Source organism: Pseudomonas sp. Sample_23, assembly GCF_004307595.1.
Lineage (GTDB): Bacteria > Pseudomonadota > Gammaproteobacteria > Pseudomonadales > Pseudomonadaceae > Aquipseudomonas > Aquipseudomonas atacamensis.
In genome coordinates, this window is the sequence record NZ_RCNX01000004.1 from 16,357 (window position 1) to 33,966 (window position 17,610).

The 17,610-nt window shown below is 59.0% G+C and carries 21 protein-coding genes; 12 read left to right on the top strand and 9 right to left on the bottom strand.

What is annotated here, in order from left to right:
• The first annotated feature begins 690 nt into the window (after positions 1 to 690).
• The gene (locus D8U82_RS00445; protein WP_241668026.1) at positions 691 to 2,727 is read left to right on the top strand and encodes an S-type pyocin domain-containing protein; all 2,037 of its coding nucleotides are present in this window, start codon (positions 691 to 693) and stop codon (positions 2,725 to 2,727) included.
• The gene (locus tag D8U82_RS00450) at positions 2,724 to 2,981 is read left to right on the top strand and encodes an immunity protein (protein WP_122508245.1); all 258 of its coding nucleotides are present in this window, start codon (positions 2,724 to 2,726) and stop codon (positions 2,979 to 2,981) included. Before D8U82_RS00445 ends, D8U82_RS00450 begins: the two co-directional genes overlap by 4 nt.
• Positions 2,982 to 3,022: 41 nt before the next feature.
• Here D8U82_RS00450 and D8U82_RS00455 read toward each other — a convergent pair whose 3' ends face one another.
• The 4 genes from D8U82_RS00455 to D8U82_RS00470 form a co-directional block, all read right to left on the bottom strand.
• Complete coding sequence (locus tag D8U82_RS00455; protein ID WP_024011644.1) at positions 3,023 to 3,934, bottom strand: SDR family oxidoreductase; 912 nt, start codon at positions 3,932 to 3,934, stop codon at positions 3,023 to 3,025.
• A 152-nt stretch (positions 3,935 to 4,086) separates the two neighbouring features.
• Complete coding sequence (locus tag D8U82_RS00460; RefSeq protein WP_130887179.1) at positions 4,087 to 4,989, bottom strand: alpha/beta hydrolase; 903 nt, start codon at positions 4,987 to 4,989, stop codon at positions 4,087 to 4,089.
• Positions 4,989 to 5,771, bottom strand: a complete 783-nt coding sequence (locus D8U82_RS00465) for a class II aldolase/adducin family protein (RefSeq protein WP_130887178.1) — start codon at positions 5,769 to 5,771, stop codon at positions 4,989 to 4,991. The genes D8U82_RS00460 and D8U82_RS00465 overlap by 1 nt, the downstream gene beginning before the upstream one ends.
• Before the next feature lie 175 nt (positions 5,772 to 5,946).
• Positions 5,947 to 6,402, bottom strand: a complete 456-nt coding sequence (locus D8U82_RS00470; RefSeq protein ID WP_110646375.1) for a flavodoxin — start codon at positions 6,400 to 6,402, stop codon at positions 5,947 to 5,949.
• 154 nt (positions 6,403 to 6,556) lie between these two features.
• Between D8U82_RS00470 and D8U82_RS00475 the strand changes: the two genes are divergently transcribed.
• Positions 6,557 to 7,033: a PAS domain-containing protein gene (locus tag D8U82_RS00475; protein ID WP_125927124.1), complete on the top strand. Its 477-nt coding sequence runs from the start codon at positions 6,557 to 6,559 to the stop codon at positions 7,031 to 7,033.
• 54 nt (positions 7,034 to 7,087) lie between these two features.
• Positions 7,088 to 7,693: a hypothetical protein gene (locus D8U82_RS00480; RefSeq protein ID WP_024011639.1), complete on the top strand. Its 606-nt coding sequence runs from the start codon at positions 7,088 to 7,090 to the stop codon at positions 7,691 to 7,693.
• A 3-nt stretch (positions 7,694 to 7,696) separates the two neighbouring features.
• Here the strand turns inward: D8U82_RS00480 and D8U82_RS00485 are convergent, their stop codons facing one another.
• Positions 7,697 to 8,656, bottom strand: coding sequence for a MerR family transcriptional regulator (locus D8U82_RS00485; RefSeq protein ID WP_038861127.1), 960 nt, complete (start codon positions 8,654 to 8,656; stop codon positions 7,697 to 7,699).
• Positions 8,657 to 8,867: 211 nt separating this feature from the next.
• Between D8U82_RS00485 and D8U82_RS00490 the strand changes: the two genes are divergently transcribed.
• From D8U82_RS00490 to D8U82_RS00510, 5 genes are all read left to right on the top strand, one after another.
• Complete coding sequence (locus D8U82_RS00490) at positions 8,868 to 9,437, top strand: antibiotic biosynthesis monooxygenase (protein WP_073473745.1); 570 nt, start codon at positions 8,868 to 8,870, stop codon at positions 9,435 to 9,437.
• A gap of 58 nt (positions 9,438 to 9,495) precedes the next feature.
• The gene (gene folM, locus D8U82_RS00495; RefSeq protein ID WP_110600284.1) at positions 9,496 to 10,206 is read left to right on the top strand and encodes a dihydromonapterin reductase; all 711 of its coding nucleotides are present in this window, start codon (positions 9,496 to 9,498) and stop codon (positions 10,204 to 10,206) included.
• Positions 10,207 to 10,278: 72 nt separating this feature from the next.
• Positions 10,279 to 10,650 carry a dihydroneopterin triphosphate 2'-epimerase gene (gene folX, locus D8U82_RS00500; RefSeq protein ID WP_016771653.1) on the top strand — a complete coding sequence of 124 codons (372 nt, stop codon included), beginning with the start codon at positions 10,279 to 10,281 and terminating at the stop codon, positions 10,648 to 10,650.
• Between the two features lie 95 nt (positions 10,651 to 10,745).
• A complete protein-coding gene (locus D8U82_RS00505) occupies positions 10,746 to 11,042 on the top strand; it encodes a DUF1244 domain-containing protein (protein ID WP_056782977.1) in 297 nt (98 codons plus the stop codon).
• Positions 11,035 to 11,373 carry a HopJ type III effector protein gene (locus D8U82_RS00510; protein WP_122881963.1) on the top strand — a complete coding sequence of 113 codons (339 nt, stop codon included), beginning with the start codon at positions 11,035 to 11,037 and terminating at the stop codon, positions 11,371 to 11,373. Before D8U82_RS00505 ends, D8U82_RS00510 begins: the two co-directional genes overlap by 8 nt.
• 195 nt (positions 11,374 to 11,568) lie before the next feature.
• On the opposite strand, the gene trxB is transcribed toward D8U82_RS00510, so the two are convergent.
• Positions 11,569 to 12,531, bottom strand: coding sequence for a thioredoxin-disulfide reductase (trxB, locus tag D8U82_RS00515; protein WP_016771656.1), 963 nt, complete (start codon positions 12,529 to 12,531; stop codon positions 11,569 to 11,571).
• Positions 12,532 to 12,843: 312 nt separating this feature from the next.
• Between trxB and cysZ the strand changes: the two genes are divergently transcribed.
• Positions 12,844 to 13,596 (top strand): sulfate transporter CysZ, encoded by a 753-nt coding sequence (gene cysZ / locus D8U82_RS00525; RefSeq protein WP_130887177.1) that lies wholly within the window; start codon positions 12,844 to 12,846, stop codon positions 13,594 to 13,596.
• 40 nt (positions 13,597 to 13,636) lie between these two features.
• Positions 13,637 to 14,836 (top strand): glycosyltransferase family 1 protein, encoded by a 1,200-nt coding sequence (locus tag D8U82_RS00530; protein WP_130887176.1) that lies wholly within the window; start codon positions 13,637 to 13,639, stop codon positions 14,834 to 14,836.
• A gap of 127 nt (positions 14,837 to 14,963) precedes the next feature.
• Here the strand turns inward: D8U82_RS00530 and D8U82_RS00535 are convergent, their stop codons facing one another.
• The 3 genes from D8U82_RS00535 to D8U82_RS00545 all read right to left on the bottom strand — a co-directional run bounded on the left by D8U82_RS00535 (position 14,964) and on the right by D8U82_RS00545 (position 17,314).
• Positions 14,964 to 16,067 (bottom strand): NADH:flavin oxidoreductase, encoded by a 1,104-nt coding sequence (locus D8U82_RS00535; protein ID WP_122508236.1) that lies wholly within the window; start codon positions 16,065 to 16,067, stop codon positions 14,964 to 14,966.
• Between the two features lie 155 nt (positions 16,068 to 16,222).
• A complete protein-coding gene (locus D8U82_RS00540; RefSeq protein ID WP_016771660.1) occupies positions 16,223 to 16,705 on the bottom strand; it encodes a glutathione peroxidase in 483 nt (160 codons plus the stop codon).
• 123 nt (positions 16,706 to 16,828) lie between these two features.
• On the bottom strand, positions 16,829 to 17,314 hold the full coding sequence (locus D8U82_RS00545; RefSeq protein ID WP_016771661.1) for a peptidylprolyl isomerase: 486 nt from the start codon (positions 17,312 to 17,314) through the stop codon (positions 16,829 to 16,831).
• Here D8U82_RS00545 and D8U82_RS00550 point away from each other — a divergent pair.
• Complete coding sequence (locus tag D8U82_RS00550; RefSeq protein ID WP_073473919.1) at positions 17,283 to 17,609, top strand: DUF3565 domain-containing protein; 327 nt, start codon at positions 17,283 to 17,285, stop codon at positions 17,607 to 17,609. The two genes, D8U82_RS00545 and D8U82_RS00550, sit on opposite strands and share 32 nt — an antisense overlap.
• The last annotated feature ends 1 nt before the right edge of the window (position 17,610 follow it).

Sequence of the window (17,610 nt, forward strand, 5' to 3'; positions counted from 1 at the left end):
TTGCGCGGCGGGGCCTTGAGAGGTTCATGGGTTGGCTGGATGGCGCATCATCAGCGCCATTCATGGGCACCTCACTGTTGCGCGCCCCGTAACAGTGCATGTCTGGAATCGGTATTTTTCCTACACACTCAAGCCCGTATTCTGATCGCGCTTTCCCCGCCCAGGTCGGAAAGCGCGAAGCCCGCTCCGCTGAATCGCGAGCGACTGGCTACAGATTCTGGATAAATCGATGTTTTCGGTTTACCGCCCCGCTGTTCACTGACGTTGATTTGTAGCTCCTTGATCCAACGTCTTACCTTGGCCGCTGCGTTTGCAGCGGCCTTTTTTATGGGCGTTTAAAAAGGCTGGATAGCGGTTCGGCAAAGCTTCCGATCAGCGCGTCAGACATTTCTTCGAAGCTCGGACGAATTCCCTCTGCATCGATGAAAACCAGCGAAAACCCTTTCGACACAAGGCCCTGTTACTGACGGGCTTCTCGGATTTGATAACCGTCACTCTGATGTAACTTGAAACACCTCAACCATTCGCTGGTGACACGGATGTCATCGCCATCCGTGCGCACTTTTCGAGCGAGTGCAAACGCACATTCAAAAGGACATGAATATGCCAAAGCCTCCACCGTTGGAACTGGATCCAGTACATATCAGGGAGCTCGGCCCTGATGGCTTCGAACCATTCAAAGAACGCGACATGAATTACTCCTACAGCGGCATGTTCGGCCCTGCCGGCGCCAATCCGCAGACGCGTGAATTGATGCATGAAACGCAAGTCGCCGTGGAACAGGAATTCAACGCAAGAACCGCCTCGATTCCCCAAACCATTGAGGTCGAACTGGCGGCGACCAGGCTGGAAGGACCGACCAATCCTCTGCCACCTGCCGCAGCACTGGCCCGCGAAGTGGGCGTCAGGAACACCTTGATTCAACGCAAGAGCGCCGAGTTTCAACGGCAGACTGCCATCGCCAACCGCTTTTATGGCAGCGATCCACTGGGAAAAACCTTCAAGGATTACCTGAATCAGGCATCGGCCAATCGGCGCGCGCAGGGCGCAGCGGTCCGCAGCAGAGCGTTGTGGAGCGAGTCCTTTCGGGCCGCCCACGAAGCGCGGCTGCTGGGCCAGACATTGGCGCTGCTCAACCAGCAACAGGCTGGCGTACTCAATTGGCTGGCCACCGTACAAGCCCAGGAACAGGCCCAGGCGGCAGCGGCAGAGGCGCAACGCCAAGCTGCAGAACGTGCCCGCATTGCCGCTGAGCAACAGCGCCAGCGTGACATTGCCGAAGCGATGCGCCGGGAGCAGGTAGCGCAAACAGATGCCGAGCAAAAGCGCCAAATGGCAGTCGCCGAGGCCAAGCGACAACGAATCCGTGCGCGCATTCAACAGGCGGCAAGGACAGAAGCAAGGCGTCTGGAGTCAGAACAAGCAAGGCTTGCGGCGCGAGCTGCGCAACGACAACAGGCAGCGGAGCGCGCTCAGTTGGAGGCACTGGCAGAGGCTCAGCGCCAGAGAGAGAACCTCCAGGCTGAACGCGAAAAGCAATCGCGCGATCAGCGGGTGGAAACACCCGAAACTCAGCGTGAATTTCCCGCATCCGGCGCGCAGGCAACGACTGGTCCGGCTTTTTCATTTGCGTCAGTCGCTGCTGTACTGAGTCCGGAAAAATCCTCGTCAATTCTCGCAGCGCTGCGTACCGCCCTGCATACACTCGAAGCGGGCGGCCCCGCGCTGTTGAGCAGTCCGGCATTGGTCGGGTTTGCGGCGCTGCTCATGCCATCACGCTTGGGCAACGGCGAGCGGTTTGTGGTGAGCGTTCCACTTGCTGAATTATCGTCGGAGCCCGCGGGAGCATTGCGTGAAATTGCCGATCAACGGGGCATATTTGAGATGCATATCGGCTTGGGCGCCCGGCAAATCGATGCCGGTGTACAAATCTTTGTTGCGACCAACGATGACTTTCATATTCGCTCAAGCATCCCTGTCCTGAATGCGGCGTATGACTCGCTCAATGATGTTTATGAAGTCGCGTTACCGGATTCTCCCACTGACTTCCTGACATGGACGCCCGCCATTTCACCGCAAGACAGCTCGACTGAATTGCCCATCTTTGGGAAAAGACCATCCGCGTACTCGGGGGCTCCGATTCTTCCGCTTGAAGGGCGACTGGACCTGAACCCGATCCTCGTCGAAGGCTGGGAGAGATTCATTATCGTATTCCCTGATGACTCCGGGATTGCACCGCTGTATGTGGTGTTCAGCAATCCCTATGAAGGAGCTTCAGTCAGAGGCAAATACAGCGGCCGCTACTTCAATCCAGAGGCGGCGGGAGGAGCGATTCTCGATCTGGATTGGCGTACGGCGGTTATTACAAAGTCAGGTATAGACTTGGTAAAACTGCACATCGGTCGGCTCGATCAATCAGACGCCAACGACATCATGATTCAGCGGCTGGAAAAGATCTTAAGCGGCCACTGGGAGCTTACTGATACGGACTTACGTTATTACACCCATGAGATTCGTGAACTGGAAAGATTTCGAGCAATGGGACTTAGCGATGACTTCAAGCCCGAAAACGGATCTCCCGCCTGGAATAATGCCCATACCGCCACGCTGGAGGACTTCAAGCTCGGAAGCGAGGATCATGTCCTTTATTCACCTGACGCGCTGCGGGCGGGAAACAAGCAAATGCAACGCATATATGAACAATTGCTTAAAGGAACAGGCCAATGATTCCTATCGAAGAAATTCTCAAGCACGAACCAATTGCTGATGTACTGACGGCTTTCGGCATCGGCATGGCATACCCATCCTTGGATAGAATGATTGGGCGATATAAATTCGAGCTTATCGCGAGCGGCGAGCTATTAACGACATATGCACAACTTTTCAAAGAAGGCGTGCTGGCAAATGGTGATGGTCCAATTCCAATCAAGGGACCAAATTGGAAGGCGCCGAAGTTTATTACTGAACGTAGATACTCATGAATTCACGAGGCCACCAAGCCTGAGCCTGGTGGCCTCTTCACTCAAATCGAATACTTCTGCAAATTCGCCATCATTTCCTTCAATGCTTCAATATTGTCCTTCGGATGCGCCGCGCCTTCGAAATCACAAATCTGCTGCCAGTGCGCCGCCACATCCTCTGGCGAGAACCCTTCGCGCGGATCGAAGCCGGCACCGAGGCTGCGTTCCCAGCGCACCTTGCCCATCCAGCCGCCGCCGACTTCGAACAGGCCGGACGTTTCCTGGCATTGCTCGCTGGCCAGATACACCACCAGCGGGCTGACCAGTTCCGGCTTCAGTTGCTCGAATACTTGCGGCGGGATCAGGCCCTCGGTCATGCGCGTGCCGCCGGTCGGGGCGATGGCGTTGACCAGAATGTTGTTCTTGCGCCCTTCGATCGCCAGCGTTCGGGTCAACCCGTACAGCCCGAGTTTGGCCATGCCGTAGTTGGACTGACCGAAATTGCCGTAAATGCCAGAAGTCGACGCAGTGAAAATCACGCGGCCGTAGTTTTGCTCGCGCAAATGCGGCCAGGCGGCACGGGTAACTTTGTAGGCGCCTTCGACGTGGACGCGATAGACCAGATCCCAGTCGGCGTCGTCCATCTTGTGAAATGACTTGTCGCGCAGGATCCCGGCGTTGTTCACCACGACGTCGACGCGGCCGAAGGCATCGAGGGCGTTCTGTACCAGTTTGTCGCCGTCAGTCACCGAGTCGTGGTTGGCTTCGGCAATACCGCCGGCCTCGCGGATTTCCGCCACTACGCGGTCGGCAGCCGAAGCATTGGCGCCCTCGCCCTGCGTCGAGCCACCGAGATCGTTGACCAGCACTTTGGCGCCGTGCCTGGCGAACAGCAGCGCATGGGCACGCCCGAGGCCGCCACCGGCGCCGGTGACAATCACGACTTTATCTTCGAAACGCACAGGTTCATTCATCGCGGCAACTCCAGCAGGCCAAGGGATATTGCCCCGAGTGTCAGGCACGGCGCTTTGGGTCACAACGAACACGGCTGCGGCTGAATGGTGCGCGATAAGGCTGAGGGATGATCGAGTGTCAGGACGCCGAGAGCCCGTGCTCTCGGCGAGAATCAGGAGTAAGCCACTTTGCGCGGAGGCAATACCAGACGATCGCGAAACGCCAGATAGTGCTTGAGCACCAGCGCCGGCACCTCGGTTTGCGGATAGTGGCCGATGCCGGGTAAGAGCACGGTGTCTGCATCAGGGATCAGTTCGCGATATCGCTCGACCATGTGCACGCCGGAGATCGGGTCAAATGCGCCATCGATCACCCGCAAGGGAATGTCACCCTGCTGCATGGCCGTCACCCAGCGCTCACGTTGCACCCGGCGCTCGGGGATGTAAGTGATCAATTTATGCAGGATGCGCGGGCCATGGTTGCTTTCGACCAGGCTCCAGTAATCATCCAGTTCGCTTTCAGTGGGCTGGGTCTGCGCGCCGAAGATCTGCCGGAAACCTTTGACCAGCGCCTCACGACTGAAGGCGCGGCCGAGCAGCCAGCCAATCGGGCTGAGCAGCAGTTTCTGCATCAGCAGCGGACGATGGGTTTCCGGAAACAGACCGCCATTAAGGAATACGCAACTGGCAACTTCGATGCGTTTTTCGTAATGCCGCGCGAGCAGTTCCTGAGCGACGCTGTCGCCGTAGTCGTGAGCGAGGATGTGCACCGCTTGTTCAACCTGCAGATGCGCGAGCAGTGCCTGTTGCAGATCGGCCTGTTCCAGCAGGCTATAGGTGTGATTGCGCGGTTTTGCCGAATCGCCGAAACCGAGCATGTCGCAGGCGATCACCTGATAACGCTGCGCCAGTGGCTGCCACAGGTAATGCCAATCCCAACTGGCAGTGGGGAAACCGTGAATCAACAGCAACGGTTCACCCTGCCCGACTGTCCAGTAGCGGATCGACTGGCCATGAAAAACGAATGTCCGGCTGCGCTTGCGCCAGACACTCAGAGGAATCTCGGCGAGCGGCATTAGAATTTATACCCCGGATCCTGCAGGTCGAGTTTGCGCAGCAGCGCCGGCCACGCCAGCGCGCCGCCCATGCCTTGAGCGCTTTTGGTGACGCCGGCAATCATTGCCTTGGCGCCGGCGAGAATCTGCGGTTCGATAGCGATCAGTTCGGCCCCTCCCGTCTGCGCCATGACCTGAATGTCGCAGGCTCGCTGGAAGGTGAACATCATCAGAAAAGTGTCGGCGATCGTGCCGCCGCAGGTGAGCAGACCGTGGTTGTGCAGCATGAGGAAACTGTTGTCGCCGAGGTCGGCTTGCAGGCGCGCCTTTTCTTCATGACTCAGGGCCACGCCCTCGTAGGCGTGATAGGCCAGGCTCGACAACACAAACAGTGACTGTTGACTGATCGGCAGCACCCCCTGCCTTTGCGCCGACACCGCAACGCCTGACGCAGTGTGCGTATGCAGCACGCAAACCACATCGTGGCGCACTTCGTGGACGGCGCTGTGAATGGTGTAACCGGCGGGGTTGATCTCGTACGGGCTGTCCATGAGTTTGTTGCCGGCCTGATCGACTTTCACCAGGCTCGAAGCGGTGATCTCATGAAACATCAGGCCAAACGGATTGATCAGGAAATCTTCGGTGCCGGGCACCTTGGCCGAGATATGCGTGAAGATCAGATCGTCCCAGCCGTGCAGCGCGACCAGACGGTAACAGGCGGCAAGATCGACGCGGGTCTGCCACTCGGCAGCGCTGACCTGATCTTTGACGTTCGGCGACGATTGGACGGGGGCTACGCTCACTGTATGCACCTCTGCGTTCTTCTTGTTCTGCTCGTGTCAGCAGTCTAGTCAGGCGCAGGGCATCGCGTAGTTGCATTGGCAGCCAGCTTGATGACTGAACGAGTCAGCCGGGCAAACAGCCTGGATCCGTTGCAATGCAACAACGCTTAGAAGGTGCAGCGATTATTGCCCGCGATCAGCCCTTGAGCGCTTCAATCAACTGCGCCAGCCACGGCTCGGCATCGGTTTCCGGCGTGACGCTTTCGCTGGCGTCGATGCGCAGCATTTCCTGAACCTCGTTTACCCCCAGTTCGGCAAACAGTTCGCGCATCTGCTCGCCACCGCCGCAGAAGGTGTCGCCGTAGCTGGCATCACCGAGGGCGATCACCGCGCCGGGCAGGCCGCGCAACGAAGCAGGCAACTGATCGCGCAGGGTCGAATACAACGGTTGCAGGTTGTCCGGCAGCTCGCCCATGCCAGTGGTCGAAGTCACAGCGAGAAGGGCCTCGGGACCGAACGCCTGAATATCGGCCAACGCGGCGCGCGAGTTGTAGAAGGTTTCAAAGCCGGCGGCTTTCAGCAGGTTCTGGGCGTGGCGGGCGACTTCTTCGGCGGTGCCGTAGACCGAACCGGAGAGGATGGCGACTTTCATCAATCTGATCCTGAAACTGAAAAAAAGAGCCGCGATAGTAACAGCCCCACGCCGCGAAGTTGCGATTGGCTCTCAATGCAAGCTGCTGGCCTATAGACAGTCCGCGGCTTTCTTCTAGAATGCCTGCCACTGACATAACGGAAGGGATTCTCGGATGATCAACGCCAGCCTGCTGCAAATGGTGATTAATGCGTCGAATGACGGAATCGTGGTCGCTGAAAAGGAAGGCGAGCAGGACAACATCCTTATTTACGTCAACCCTGCCTTCGAGCGCATGACCGGTTATAGCAGTGAGGAGATCCTCTACCAGGACTGTCGTTTTTTGCAGGCTGGAGACCGTGATCAACCAAGTCTGCAGCTGATTCGCGAGACATTGCGTGAAGGCGGTTCCTGCCGGGAGATCCTGCGCAACTATCGCAAGGATGGCACGCCGTTCTGGAACGAATTGTCATTGTCGACGATAAAAAATGCCGATGACGGGCAGACTTATTTCATCGGCGTGCAAAAAGATGTAACGCTTCAGGTCAAGGCGCAGCAGCGGGTTGTGCAGCTGGAAGCACAAGTGGCGGCGCTGCAAAGCGAGCTAGCGGCGTTGAAAGCGACGAACGGCGCAAACAAAACCGCGAACTGATGGTCATTAACTACAATCACCAATGACTTTGTAACTATTCACTTCGAGTTAGCCATGCAGCGCGACGCCCTCCTCACCCAGGACGAGCTGGATTTCATCCAGACCATGCAGCACAACCCGCAACTTAACGTGCGGGATGCAACGTCGAGTCTGCTGGTTAATGGTGGCTCGCAGATCCGTGACCTGCTGACACGTCTGGCTGCTCACGAGCAGGTGACGATCCAGGCCAACTTCGAAAATCAACAGATGACTTTCCCGCTGCATCTGGTGGAAGACGAGTTCCACGCGCTGCATCTGCGTCTCGGTGTGCCGAGCATCTACGAAGACGGCCCGATGGTGCGCCCATGGCGCCTGGTACTGGAAGAGCCGGTGGCGCTGGAAAACGCCAAAGGCCAGCCCGGCACGCTGTGGGTACACGAGGTATCGCACAAAGGTGTGTTGCTGGAAGTGCGCAACAAGACCAAACCACCGAAACATTTCGCCCTGTGGTTCAGCCCTTCCGGTTATGAGCGCATTTCGTTGCGCGGCCATTTCGAGCGTGAGACCGAGCAAGGTTTCTTCGCCTACGAACTGAGCCAGACCGATGCCGACGAAACCGAGCGCTTGCGCCAGTTCATCCTGCAACAGCATCGCCTGACCCACCCCGCCCTTCACGCCTGAGTTTCAGGTATCCAGTTTGCCTGCCATGAATTGCTTCATGCGTTGACGCATTGTCGCGCCCTCATTTCCCAGGCATGCCACCGATGAACCGGCCAGGCTGTCTTCGGCCAGTTCCGAGGCATCGCCGGCCAACATTAATTGGCAATCCAGACTCAGTGCCAGACGATTCAGGCGCCGGGGCAGCTCCGGACCGGGGGCATGGTTTGAAAACAGCACAAGCGCGTCAGGCTTGACCTTTTCGCAGACCAGCGTCAATTCATCGAAAGGCTGGCCCGTGGTCAGCACCCGCACGCCAGAATCGTTGCCACTGAGAAACAGCGCCGCGACCAGCAACTCAAGCTCTCTGCATTGCCCCGCAAGCGCACTGACGACCACCCGGCGCGGTTGAGCCCCCCGCAGCATGACGATGCGCTGCAGCACGCGCGCCCTGAGGAATCCGTCGAGAAACAACCATTCGCTGGTTTGCCCGAAAGCGTCCTGGCGCTGCAGCAATTGCCGCCACAACGGCATGATGATGGCTTCGAACACCACTGGCAGCGTGTACGACGAGAAAATCTGTCCGTAGACGCGATCCAGCTGCTGATCGTCGAACTCACTGACCGCCTGCTGAACCTGCTCCTGCCATTGCTTGTAATCGGCCTGCACATGATCATCGGGGATAAAGTTTGCCAGCACCTTCAGAGGCTCTGTTTTCGCCAGGATCTTGCCGACTTTGCTCACGGCCACGCCGCGATCGATCCAGTCGACGATGCTGCGAACACGCTCGATATCGTTCATGGAATACAAACGATGCCCGCTTTCGGTGCGGGTCGGCTGGATCAATCCGTAGCGACGCTCCCAGGCCCGCAGGGTCACCGGATTGACGCCGGTGAGGCGCGCCACTTCGCGGATGGGGAACAGCTCTTCGCGTTCGAGCGTGCCGGGTGCTGTTGAGGCCGGGCGAGTATCCGTGATTACAGGCATCTGGCGGTCAACTTCCATGTCGGTTTATTGGATCCCATTTTAAACATGATGGACTGGAAACCTTCAAGTAGTGATCTGCGACGAATATGGCTGGTTTAATCGACAAAATCAGGAATAATCCTTGCTTGTTGTAAAGCGCAGGCCTCTACCCCGGCCTGCGTCAGGCGAAGCTCCTACCCGGAACGACGCGCTCGAAATACGGAGATACAAAATGTCTACTTCCCCCGTTACGTTGATGGTAGCGCGTCGCGTCGCTGATGGCCGCTATCACGATCTCATTGCATGGTTGCGCGAAGGCGAACAACTGGCCACCGACTTCCCCGGCTACCTGGGTTCCGGCGTCCTTGCGCCACCGCCCGGTGACAACGAATTCCAGATCATCTTTCGCTTTGTCGATGAGCAGACCCTGCATGCTTGGGAATACTCGGCGTCGCGTACCGCCTGGCTGAACCGCGGCAGCGATTTGTTCGAACATCCCAAGGAGCACCGGGTCAGCGGCATTGAAGGCTGGTTTGGTGCTGCCGGGCAACGCCCACCGCGCTGGAAACAGGCCGTGGCGATCTGGCTCGCGTTTTTCCCGGTGTCGCTGATTTTCAACTTTATCCTCGGCCCGCTGCTGGCTGAGTTGAGCCTGTTGCCGCGGATATTGATCGGCACGGCGTGCCTGACGCCGCTGATGGTGTATTTCTTCATCCCGTTGTCGACGCGCCTGCTGGCGAACTGGTTGAACAGCACGCCGACCCGGCCACTGGCGGCCACACCGTCGGCGCAAAATCGCTGATCTGCTGCGGGCGGCGAGCCTGTTATAGTTTTCGCTTCAACCGCGATGCGAGCCGCCCATGCCAGATTCCGCAGCCCCGATCCTCATCACCGGCGCCGGCCAGCGTGTCGGCTTGCACTGCGCGCAGCGCTTGATCGAGGACGGCCACCCGCTGATTTTCACTTACCGCACCGAGCGACCGGGCGTGCAGGCACTTCGCGATCTTGGCGCGACAGCGCTGTTCGCGGACTTTTCCAGCGAGGCCGGGATTCTTGCCTTCATCGACGCGCTGAAAGCCCACACCGACAGCTTGCGCGCCGTCGTGCACAACGCCTCCGAATGGCTGGCGGAAACCCAGGGCAGCGAAGCACAAGCCTTCAATCGCATGTTCAACATTCACATGCTCGCGCCTTACCTGATCAACCTGCACTGCGCCGAGTTGCTGCAGCGCTCGACGCCTGCCGACATCATCCACATCAGCGACGATGTCACCCGCAAAGGCAGCAGCAAGCACATCGGTTATTGCGCCAGCAAGGCCGGGCTCGACAGTCTGACCCTGTCGTTTGCCGCGCGCTTTGCGCCGGCCATCAAGGTCAACGGCATCGCCCCGGCGCTGTTATTGTTCAACCCAGACGATGACGCGGCGTACCGCGCCAAGGCGTTGGCCAAGTCCGCGTTGGGTATCGAGCCCGGCAGCGAGGTGATCTATCAGAGCCTGCGCTATCTGCTCGACAATCCCTATGTCACCGGCACGACCCTCACCGTCAACGGTGGACGGCACGTCAAATAGGCCGTCCCGCTTCGGCCGCGAGTCGAGTAAGATCCACCAGAACGCCTGCAATAGACTGGACGGAGCAAATCAATGCCACAACTTCAACCGGGGATGGCGCGCATCCGGGTCAAGGATCTGCGCCTGCGCACCTTTATCGGCATCAACGAGGACGAAATCCTCAACAAGCAGGATGTGCTGATCAACCTGACCATTCTGTACGCGGCGCAGGAGGCGGTGCGTGACAACGACATCGACCACGCGCTGAATTACCGCACCATCACCAAAGCGATCATCGCCCACGTCGAAGGTAACCGCTTCGCCCTGCTCGAACGCCTGACCCAGGAATTGCTCGACCTGGTGATGACCAATGCATCGGTGCTGTACGCCGAAGTCGAAGTCGACAAACCGCACGCCCTGCGCTTCGCCGAGTCGGTATCGATTACGCTCGCGGCGAGTCGCTAGCTTCAAGCCTCAAGCCGCAAGCTGTAAACTTTGCTCACAGACACCCATCTTGCAGCTTGAAGCTTGCCGCTCAAAGCTGTCTCGAAGAGACCCCCATGACTGATCAACAACGCCTGGAACTCGAAGCCGCCGCCTTTCGCCGACTGGTCGCCCACCTCGACAGCCGCAAGGACGTGCAGAACATCGACCTGATGAACCTTGCCGGGTTCTGCCGCAACTGCCTGTCGAAGTGGTACAAGGCCGAAGCCGATCAACGCCAGATCGAGGTCAGCCTCGATGACGCCCGCGAAGTGGTGTATGGCATGCCCTACGCCGAGTGGAAAGCCCAATACCAGCAAGAAGCCAGCGCCGAACAACAAGCGGCGTTTGCCAAAGGAAAACCCAATGACTGATCTGAACACCCTGCGCGCCAGGCTCAAGAGTGGCGAGCATGTTTTCGCCGACACCCTGGCGTTCATCGCCGCCGGTTACGACTACCAGCCGCAAGCATTCAACAACGGCGGCGTGGAAAACGCTGCCGGGCAGAACGAAGGTTCGTGCAAGACACTGGGCCTGGCATTGCTTGAGGGTCTGAGTGATGAAGAAGCGCTGCTGGCGTTCGGCGAGCATTACCGTTCGGTGCTGGCGACGCCTGAGGGCAGCGATCACAGCAATATCCGCGCGTTGATCAAGCACGGCCTGGCCGGGGTTGAATTCACCGCACAACCCCTGACCCGTCGCTAACAACGGGATTCGGATCGTTCCCACGCTCCGCGTGGGAATGCCTCATTGGACGCTCTGCGTCCGCTTTGGGACGCAGAGCGTCTCGGGCTGCATTCCCACGCAGAGCGTGGGAACGATCGAATTGCGTTGGAGCAGGAAGAGCGTGCACAAAAAAACCGGCCAATCTCTGGCCGGTTTTTTTTGTGCCCTGCGGTCTTAGAACGTGGCGTTCTGCAGGCCGTCCAGGTAGCGCTCGGTGTCCAGTGCCGCCATGCAGCCGGCGCCGGCCGAGGTGATGGCCTGACGGTAAACGTGGTCAGCCACGTCACCGGCAGCGAAGATGCCTTCGACGCTGGTGGCCGTCGCATTGCCTTCGCGGCCGCCCTGCACAACCAGGTAACCGTCTTTCAGGGTCAACTGGCCTTCGAACAGCGAAGTGTTCGGGGTGTGGCCGATGGCGATGAACACGCCGTCGACTTTGATTTCGTCGAAGCTGCCATCGTTATTGCGCAGACGCGCACCGGTGACGCCCATGTTGTCGCCGAGGACTTCGTCCAGGTTGGCGTTCAACTTGAGGATGATCTTGCCTTCAGCCACACGGGCGTTGAGCTTGTCGATCAGGATCTTCTCGGCGCGGAAGGTTTCGCGACGGTGAATCAGAGTCACGGTGCTGGCGATGTTGGCCAGGTACAGCGCTTCTTCGACAGCGGTGTTGCCACCGCCAACCACAGCGACCGGCTTGTTGCGGTAGAAGAAACCGTCGCAGGTCGCGCAGGCCGACACGCCTTTGCCCATGAACGCTTCTTCCGACGGTAGGCCCAGGTAGCGGGCGCTGGCACCGGTGGCGATGATCAATGCATCGCAGGTATAGACGGCGCTGTCGCCGGTCAGGGTGTACGGCTTGGCAGCGAAGTCCACGGCGTTGATGTGATCGAATACGATCTCGGTCTCGAAACGCTCGGCGTGCTCGCGCATGCGCTCCATCAGCACCGGGCCGGTCAGACCATGAACATCACCCGGCCAGTTGTCGACTTCGGTGGTGGTAGTCAGTTGACCGCCGGCCTGCATACCGGTGATCAGCAGTGGCTTGAGGTTGGCGCGGGCCGCGTAGACCGCAGCGCTGTAGCCGGCGGGGCCGGAACCGAGAATGATCACTCGCGAATGACGGACTTCAGACATGAATCTGCTCCTGTTGGCCGGCCATGAAAAATCTGGCGCGGACGCCGGACGGCCGGCGGAATAAAAAAGGACCGTGGACACCTTGGGGAAGGCTTGAACTCGACAGTCCTGTAAAAAGTTGGGTGCAGCGTATCGAGGGGGGCAAGATTAAGGAAATACGGTTTAACAATCCAGCTCATAGGTGGTCTCTATGCCGAGACGCTGACGAGATAGACCTCTTTGTTACAGTGAATGTCGATTGCTCTGCCGCGCTTTCGCCGCTAGGGCAAAGCCGGTAACGTCGGCGCGTTTTCCCTTGCTTCGGAGCACCTTATGCCCGCCCCTGTTCTGTCCGGCCCGCAATACCTGCGCGAAGGCCTCAAACTGGTCCTGAGCCCTGGCCTGCGCCTGTTCGTGTTGTTGCCGCTGGCGATCAATCTGGTGCTGTTCGTCGGATTGATCTATCTGGCCGGCCACCAGTTCAGCCTGTGGGTCGACACGCTGATGCCGTCGTTGCCTGAATGGCTGAGTTTCCTCAGCTATATCCTCTGGCCATTGTTCGTGGTCCTAGTGGCCTTGATGGTGTTTTTCACCTTCACCATGCTCGCCAACATCATTGCCGCACCGTTCAACGGCTTCCTTGCGGAAAAAGTCGAAGTGGTGGTGCGCGGCACTGATGATTTCCCGGCGTTCAGCTGGGGCGAACTGATCGCGATGATCCCGCGCACCCTCACCCGGGAAATGCGCAAGCTCGGCTACTTCCTGCCGCGCGCCATCGGCCTGTTCATCCTGTCGTTCATCCCGGTGGTAAATATCGTCGCCGCGCCGTTATGGCTGCTATTCGGCGTGTGGATGATGGCCATCCAGTACATCGACTACCCGGCGGACAACCACAAACTGGGCTGGAACGAGATGCTGGCCTGGCTGCGGCAGAAGCGCTGGCAGAGCATGAGTTTTGGCGGGATCGTCTATCTGGTGCTGCTGATTCCGGTGGTCAACATCCTGATGATGCCGGCGGCGGTAGCCGGGGCGACGTTGTTCTGGGTGCGCGAGCGTGGTGCCGAAAATCTGGTGATCCAACACTGATCGCGTCACAAATCCATCATCCGACCGTAACAAGCTCGACATGGCCTCAGCCGACACTGAGGTCATGACGACAGCTCTACATATCACCCTCATCAGCGAAACCTTCCCACCGGAAATCAACGGCGTGGCCAATACCCTTGGCCGCTTGTGCGAGGGTTTGCGCACACGTGGGCATCAGGTAGAGCTCGTGCGCCCGCGCCAGGCCACCGATCCGCAACGCAGCGAAGACGATGCACTGTTGCTGTGTCGCGGATGGCCACTACCGGGCTATCCGGGACTGCAATGGGGCCAGTCGTCGATGCATAAACTGCTGCGCCGCTGGAAACGCCAGCGGCCGGATGTGCTGTACATCGCCACGGAAGGCCCGCTCGGGTTGTCGGCACTGCGCGCCGCACGGCGCCTGGGGATTGCGGTGGTGAGCGGTTTTCACACCAACTTCCAGCAATACACCAGCCAGTACGGCCTCGGTCTGCTGACGCGGATGCTCACTCATTACCTGCGCTGGTTTCACAATCGTTCGGCAATGACTCTGGTGCCGAGCGTCAGTCAGCGCCTGGAACTGGAGCGGCGGCATTTCGAGCGGCTGGCGTTGTTGTCGCGGGGTGTGGACAGCCAGTTGTTTCATCCGAGCAAACGTCAGACCGCGTTGCGTGAGCAATGGGGACTCTCTGAGACGGATATCGCGGTCATCCACGTAGGAAGGCTCGCCCCGGAGAAAAATCTGGGCCTGCTCAAACACTGCTTTGAAGGTCTGCGCGAAACTTATCCACAGCGCCATCTGAAGCTGATCGTGGTCGGAGATGGCCCGCAGCGTTCGGCGCTGGAAAAAGAACTGCCGGAGGCGATCTTCTGCGGCGCGCAGCGGGGAGAAGCCCTGGCGGCGCACTACGCCTCAGGAGATCTGTTCGTATTTCCCAGCCTGACCGAAACCTTCGGCAATGTGGTGCTGGAAGCCCTGGCTTCGGGACTCGGCGTCGTTGCCTATGATCAGGCAGCCGCGGCGCAGCATATTCGCCACGGCTACAACGGCGTGTCAGCCATGCCCGGCGATGAGCAGGCGTTTTGCGAAGCGGCGGCGTGGTTACTGGAGGAGGATGAGCGGTTGCGCTGTGTGCGGCTGAATGCGCGGCAGCATGGCAGTCGCCAGGGCTGGGCGGCGATTATCGAGCAGTTCGAGGGTTATTTGCGTGGGGCTTGTGTGGGGGAGCTGGTGGTGCCTGGGGCGCAGACACAACCTTAGATTTTCGGCGACTTAGAAACAGCTTTCGCGAGCAGGCTCGCTCCCACATGGGTACTGCATTCTTTCAGATGGAATGCGGTCGAAGGTGGGAGTGAGCCTGTTCGCGAATGGTTCGAACTGGCGCAGCTTAGACCAGGGTCATCAACGCCTCACGACTGAACGGCAGAATGTCCTGCTCACGCCCTTCACGGACTTTCTGCGCCCAGTCCGGATCGACCAGCAGCGCACGGCCCACCGCTACCAGGTCGAACTCTTCTTTGTTCAGACGCTCCAGCAGGTTTTCCAGGCTGGCCGGTTGCGCGACCTTGTCGGTGTTGACCATGAACTGCAAGAACTCGCCGTCCAGGCCGACGCTGCCCACGGTGATGGTCGGTTTGCCGGTCAGCTTGCGGGTCCAGCCAGCGAGGTTCAGATCCGAGCCGTCGAACTCCGGCTCCCAGAAGCGTCGGGTCGAGCAATGGAAAATGTCCACGCCAGCGTCTGACAGCGGCTTGAGAAACTCGCCCAGCGCTTCGGGGGTTTGTACCAGACGCGCGGTGTAATCCTGCTGCTTCCATTGCGAGAAGCGGAAGATGATCGGGAAACCCTCACCGACGGCTGCGCGCACTGCTTGAATCAATTCGATGGCAAAACGCGAACGGTTGGCCAGGCTGCCACCGTATTCGTCGCTGCGCTGGTTGCTGCCTTCCCAGAAGAACTGGTCGATCAGATAGCCGTGGGCGCCATGGATTTCCACACCGTCCATGCCGATGCTTTGCGCATCTTTGGCGGCCTGGGCGAACGCGGCGATCACGTCCTGAATGTCCTGTTTGGTCATGCCGTGCACCACGACCTGACCATCCTTGAGTTTTTCCGATGGACCGTAGCCCGGCACGCTGGCGTCCGGCTCGGTGCCGAGGCGGCGTACGCTGCCGACGTGCCACAGTTGCGGGACGATCTTGCCGCCCTCGGCGTGCACGGCGTCGACAACTTTTTTCCAGCCGGCCAGCGGCGCATCACCGAAAAATTGCGGCACGTTAGGATAGCCATTGGACGCGATGTGGCCGACGGTGGTGCCTTCGGTGATGATCAAACCAACCCCGGCGGCCGCACGACGACGGTAGTACTCAATGACTTTGGAATTCGGCACACCGCCCGGCGAAAACGAACGGGTCATTGGCGCCATGACCACGCGGGTCGGCAGTTCGAGGGCACCGAGATGGAACGGTTTGAACAGGGCTTGAACAGGCATCGAGAGGCTCCACGAAAACGTTGGCGACAGGCATGAATCGATATGACGGCGATAATATCCGCCACGTCCTTTGCGTGACAGCACTATTGATCTGAATGATTAAGGGTCAAAAGGCAGGCAAAAAAAATCGCAGCTCAATGCTGCGATTTTCTGATTCAGGCTAAGGCTTTTTCGATCGCGGCAATCACTGTCGGATCATCCGGCGCGGTGCGCGGCGAGAACCGCGCCAGCACCCGGCCATCCTTGCCGAGCAGAAACTTTTCGAAGTTCCAGGTGATGTCACCGGGAAACTCGGCGCCCTCGCCCGCCAGCAGGCGATACAACTGATGCCGCTCGTGGCCATTGACTTCGAGCTTGCTCGACAACGGAAAGGTCACGCCATAGTTGAGGCTGCAAAACTCCTGGATTTCTTTCTCCGAGCCTGGCTCCTGACCGGCAAACTGGTTGCACGGCAGGCCCAGCACAGCAAAGCCTTTATCTTTGTATTGCTGGTAGAGGTTTTCCAGTGCCGCGTACTGAGGGGTCAAGCCGCATTTGGAGGCCACGTTGACCACCAGCACGACTTGGCCCTTGAACGGCGCCAGCGGTAGCTCCTGACCATCCAGGGCTGTCAACTTAAGGTCGTGAAAAGCACTCATGCCGAACTCCAGGATTCTCGTGTTCTACTCGAAACAGCCACTTGGCGAGGCCACCAAGGACAGCCGCGGACTAAAAAGGCGCCCACAGGCGCCTCTCCAGTACTCGAAGCTTAGCGCAGAAAATCAGTGGTGATGGCCACCTTCGCCATGGACGTGACCATGAGCGATTTCTTCCTGGCTGGCGTCACGGATATCAACGATCTTCACTTCGAAGTTCAGGCGCTGACCGGCCAGAGGGTGGTTGCCATCAACGGTGACGTCGTCGCCGTCCAGATCACGGATGGTGACGATCTGCATCTGGCCGTCCGGCGCCGAAGCGTGGAACTGCATGCCGACTTCCAGCTCGTCAACGCCTTCGAACATGCTGCGGCTCAGGGTGCTGACCAGCTCGGCGGCGTATTCGCCGTAAGCGTCTTCCGGCTCAACGGCTACTTTCAGCTCGTCGCCGACAGCTTTGCCTTCAAGGGCTTTTTCCAGGCCCGGGATGATGTTGCCTGCGCCTTGCAGGTAAACCAGCGGAGCGCCGCCGGCGGAGCTGTCGATGACCTCACCAGCGTCGTTGGTCAGGGTATAGTCGATGGAGACAGCCTTATTGGCGGCGATCAGCATGGGGCGAGACCTTTTGCATAAGAATATAGAAAGGCCAAGTTTAGCGAAGCAATCGCGTGAAAGCGACCACAACCCGGACAAACGGGTTTCGACCATCACCGGCTTCCATCAGGACGAAGATGGCCATTGGGTGGTCGAGCTTTCCTGTGGCCACACCCAGCACCTGCGCCACCAGCCGCCGTGGCAAACCCGCGCCTGGGTCCTGGATCCGGCGCAACGTATTGAAAAAACAGGTCAACCCTTTGCCTGCGGTTGGTGTGCACAAGGCTCGGTTAGCGCTAACCTTGGCGACTGAA

Coding starts and splice junctions, on each gene's coding strand:
- D8U82_RS00445 (WP_241668026.1), top strand. CDS start 691: ATGAATTACTCCTACAGCGGCATGTTCGGCCCTGCCGGCGCCAATCCG.
- D8U82_RS00450 (WP_122508245.1), top strand. CDS start 2,724: ATGATTCCTATCGAAGAAATTCTCAAGCACGAACCAATTGCTGATGTA.
- D8U82_RS00455 (WP_024011644.1), bottom strand. CDS start 3,934: ATGAATGAACCTGTGCGTTTCGAAGATAAAGTCGTGATTGTCACCGGC.
- D8U82_RS00460 (WP_130887179.1), bottom strand. CDS start 4,989: ATGCCGCTCGCCGAGATTCCTCTGAGTGTCTGGCGCAAGCGCAGCCGG.
- D8U82_RS00470 (WP_110646375.1), bottom strand. CDS start 6,402: ATGAAAGTCGCCATCCTCTCCGGTTCGGTCTACGGCACCGCCGAAGAA.
- D8U82_RS00475 (WP_125927124.1), top strand. CDS start 6,557: ATGATCAACGCCAGCCTGCTGCAAATGGTGATTAATGCGTCGAATGAC.
- D8U82_RS00480 (WP_024011639.1), top strand. CDS start 7,088: ATGCAGCGCGACGCCCTCCTCACCCAGGACGAGCTGGATTTCATCCAG.
- D8U82_RS00485 (WP_038861127.1), bottom strand. CDS start 8,656: ATGCCTGTAATCACGGATACTCGCCCGGCCTCAACAGCACCCGGCACG.
- D8U82_RS00490 (WP_073473745.1), top strand. CDS start 8,868: ATGTCTACTTCCCCCGTTACGTTGATGGTAGCGCGTCGCGTCGCTGAT.
- folM (WP_110600284.1), top strand. CDS start 9,496: ATGCCAGATTCCGCAGCCCCGATCCTCATCACCGGCGCCGGCCAGCGT.
- folX (WP_016771653.1), top strand. CDS start 10,279: ATGCCACAACTTCAACCGGGGATGGCGCGCATCCGGGTCAAGGATCTG.
- D8U82_RS00505 (WP_056782977.1), top strand. CDS start 10,746: ATGACTGATCAACAACGCCTGGAACTCGAAGCCGCCGCCTTTCGCCGA.
- D8U82_RS00510 (WP_122881963.1), top strand. CDS start 11,035: ATGACTGATCTGAACACCCTGCGCGCCAGGCTCAAGAGTGGCGAGCAT.
- trxB (WP_016771656.1), bottom strand. CDS start 12,531: ATGTCTGAAGTCCGTCATTCGCGAGTGATCATTCTCGGTTCCGGCCCC.
- cysZ (WP_130887177.1), top strand. CDS start 12,844: ATGCCCGCCCCTGTTCTGTCCGGCCCGCAATACCTGCGCGAAGGCCTC.
- D8U82_RS00530 (WP_130887176.1), top strand. CDS start 13,637: ATGGCCTCAGCCGACACTGAGGTCATGACGACAGCTCTACATATCACC.
- D8U82_RS00535 (WP_122508236.1), bottom strand. CDS start 16,067: ATGCCTGTTCAAGCCCTGTTCAAACCGTTCCATCTCGGTGCCCTCGAA.
- D8U82_RS00540 (WP_016771660.1), bottom strand. CDS start 16,705: ATGAGTGCTTTTCACGACCTTAAGTTGACAGCCCTGGATGGTCAGGAG.
- D8U82_RS00550 (WP_073473919.1), top strand. CDS start 17,283: ATGGAGACAGCCTTATTGGCGGCGATCAGCATGGGGCGAGACCTTTTG.
- D8U82_RS00545 (WP_016771661.1), bottom strand. CDS start 17,314: ATGCTGATCGCCGCCAATAAGGCTGTCTCCATCGACTATACCCTGACC.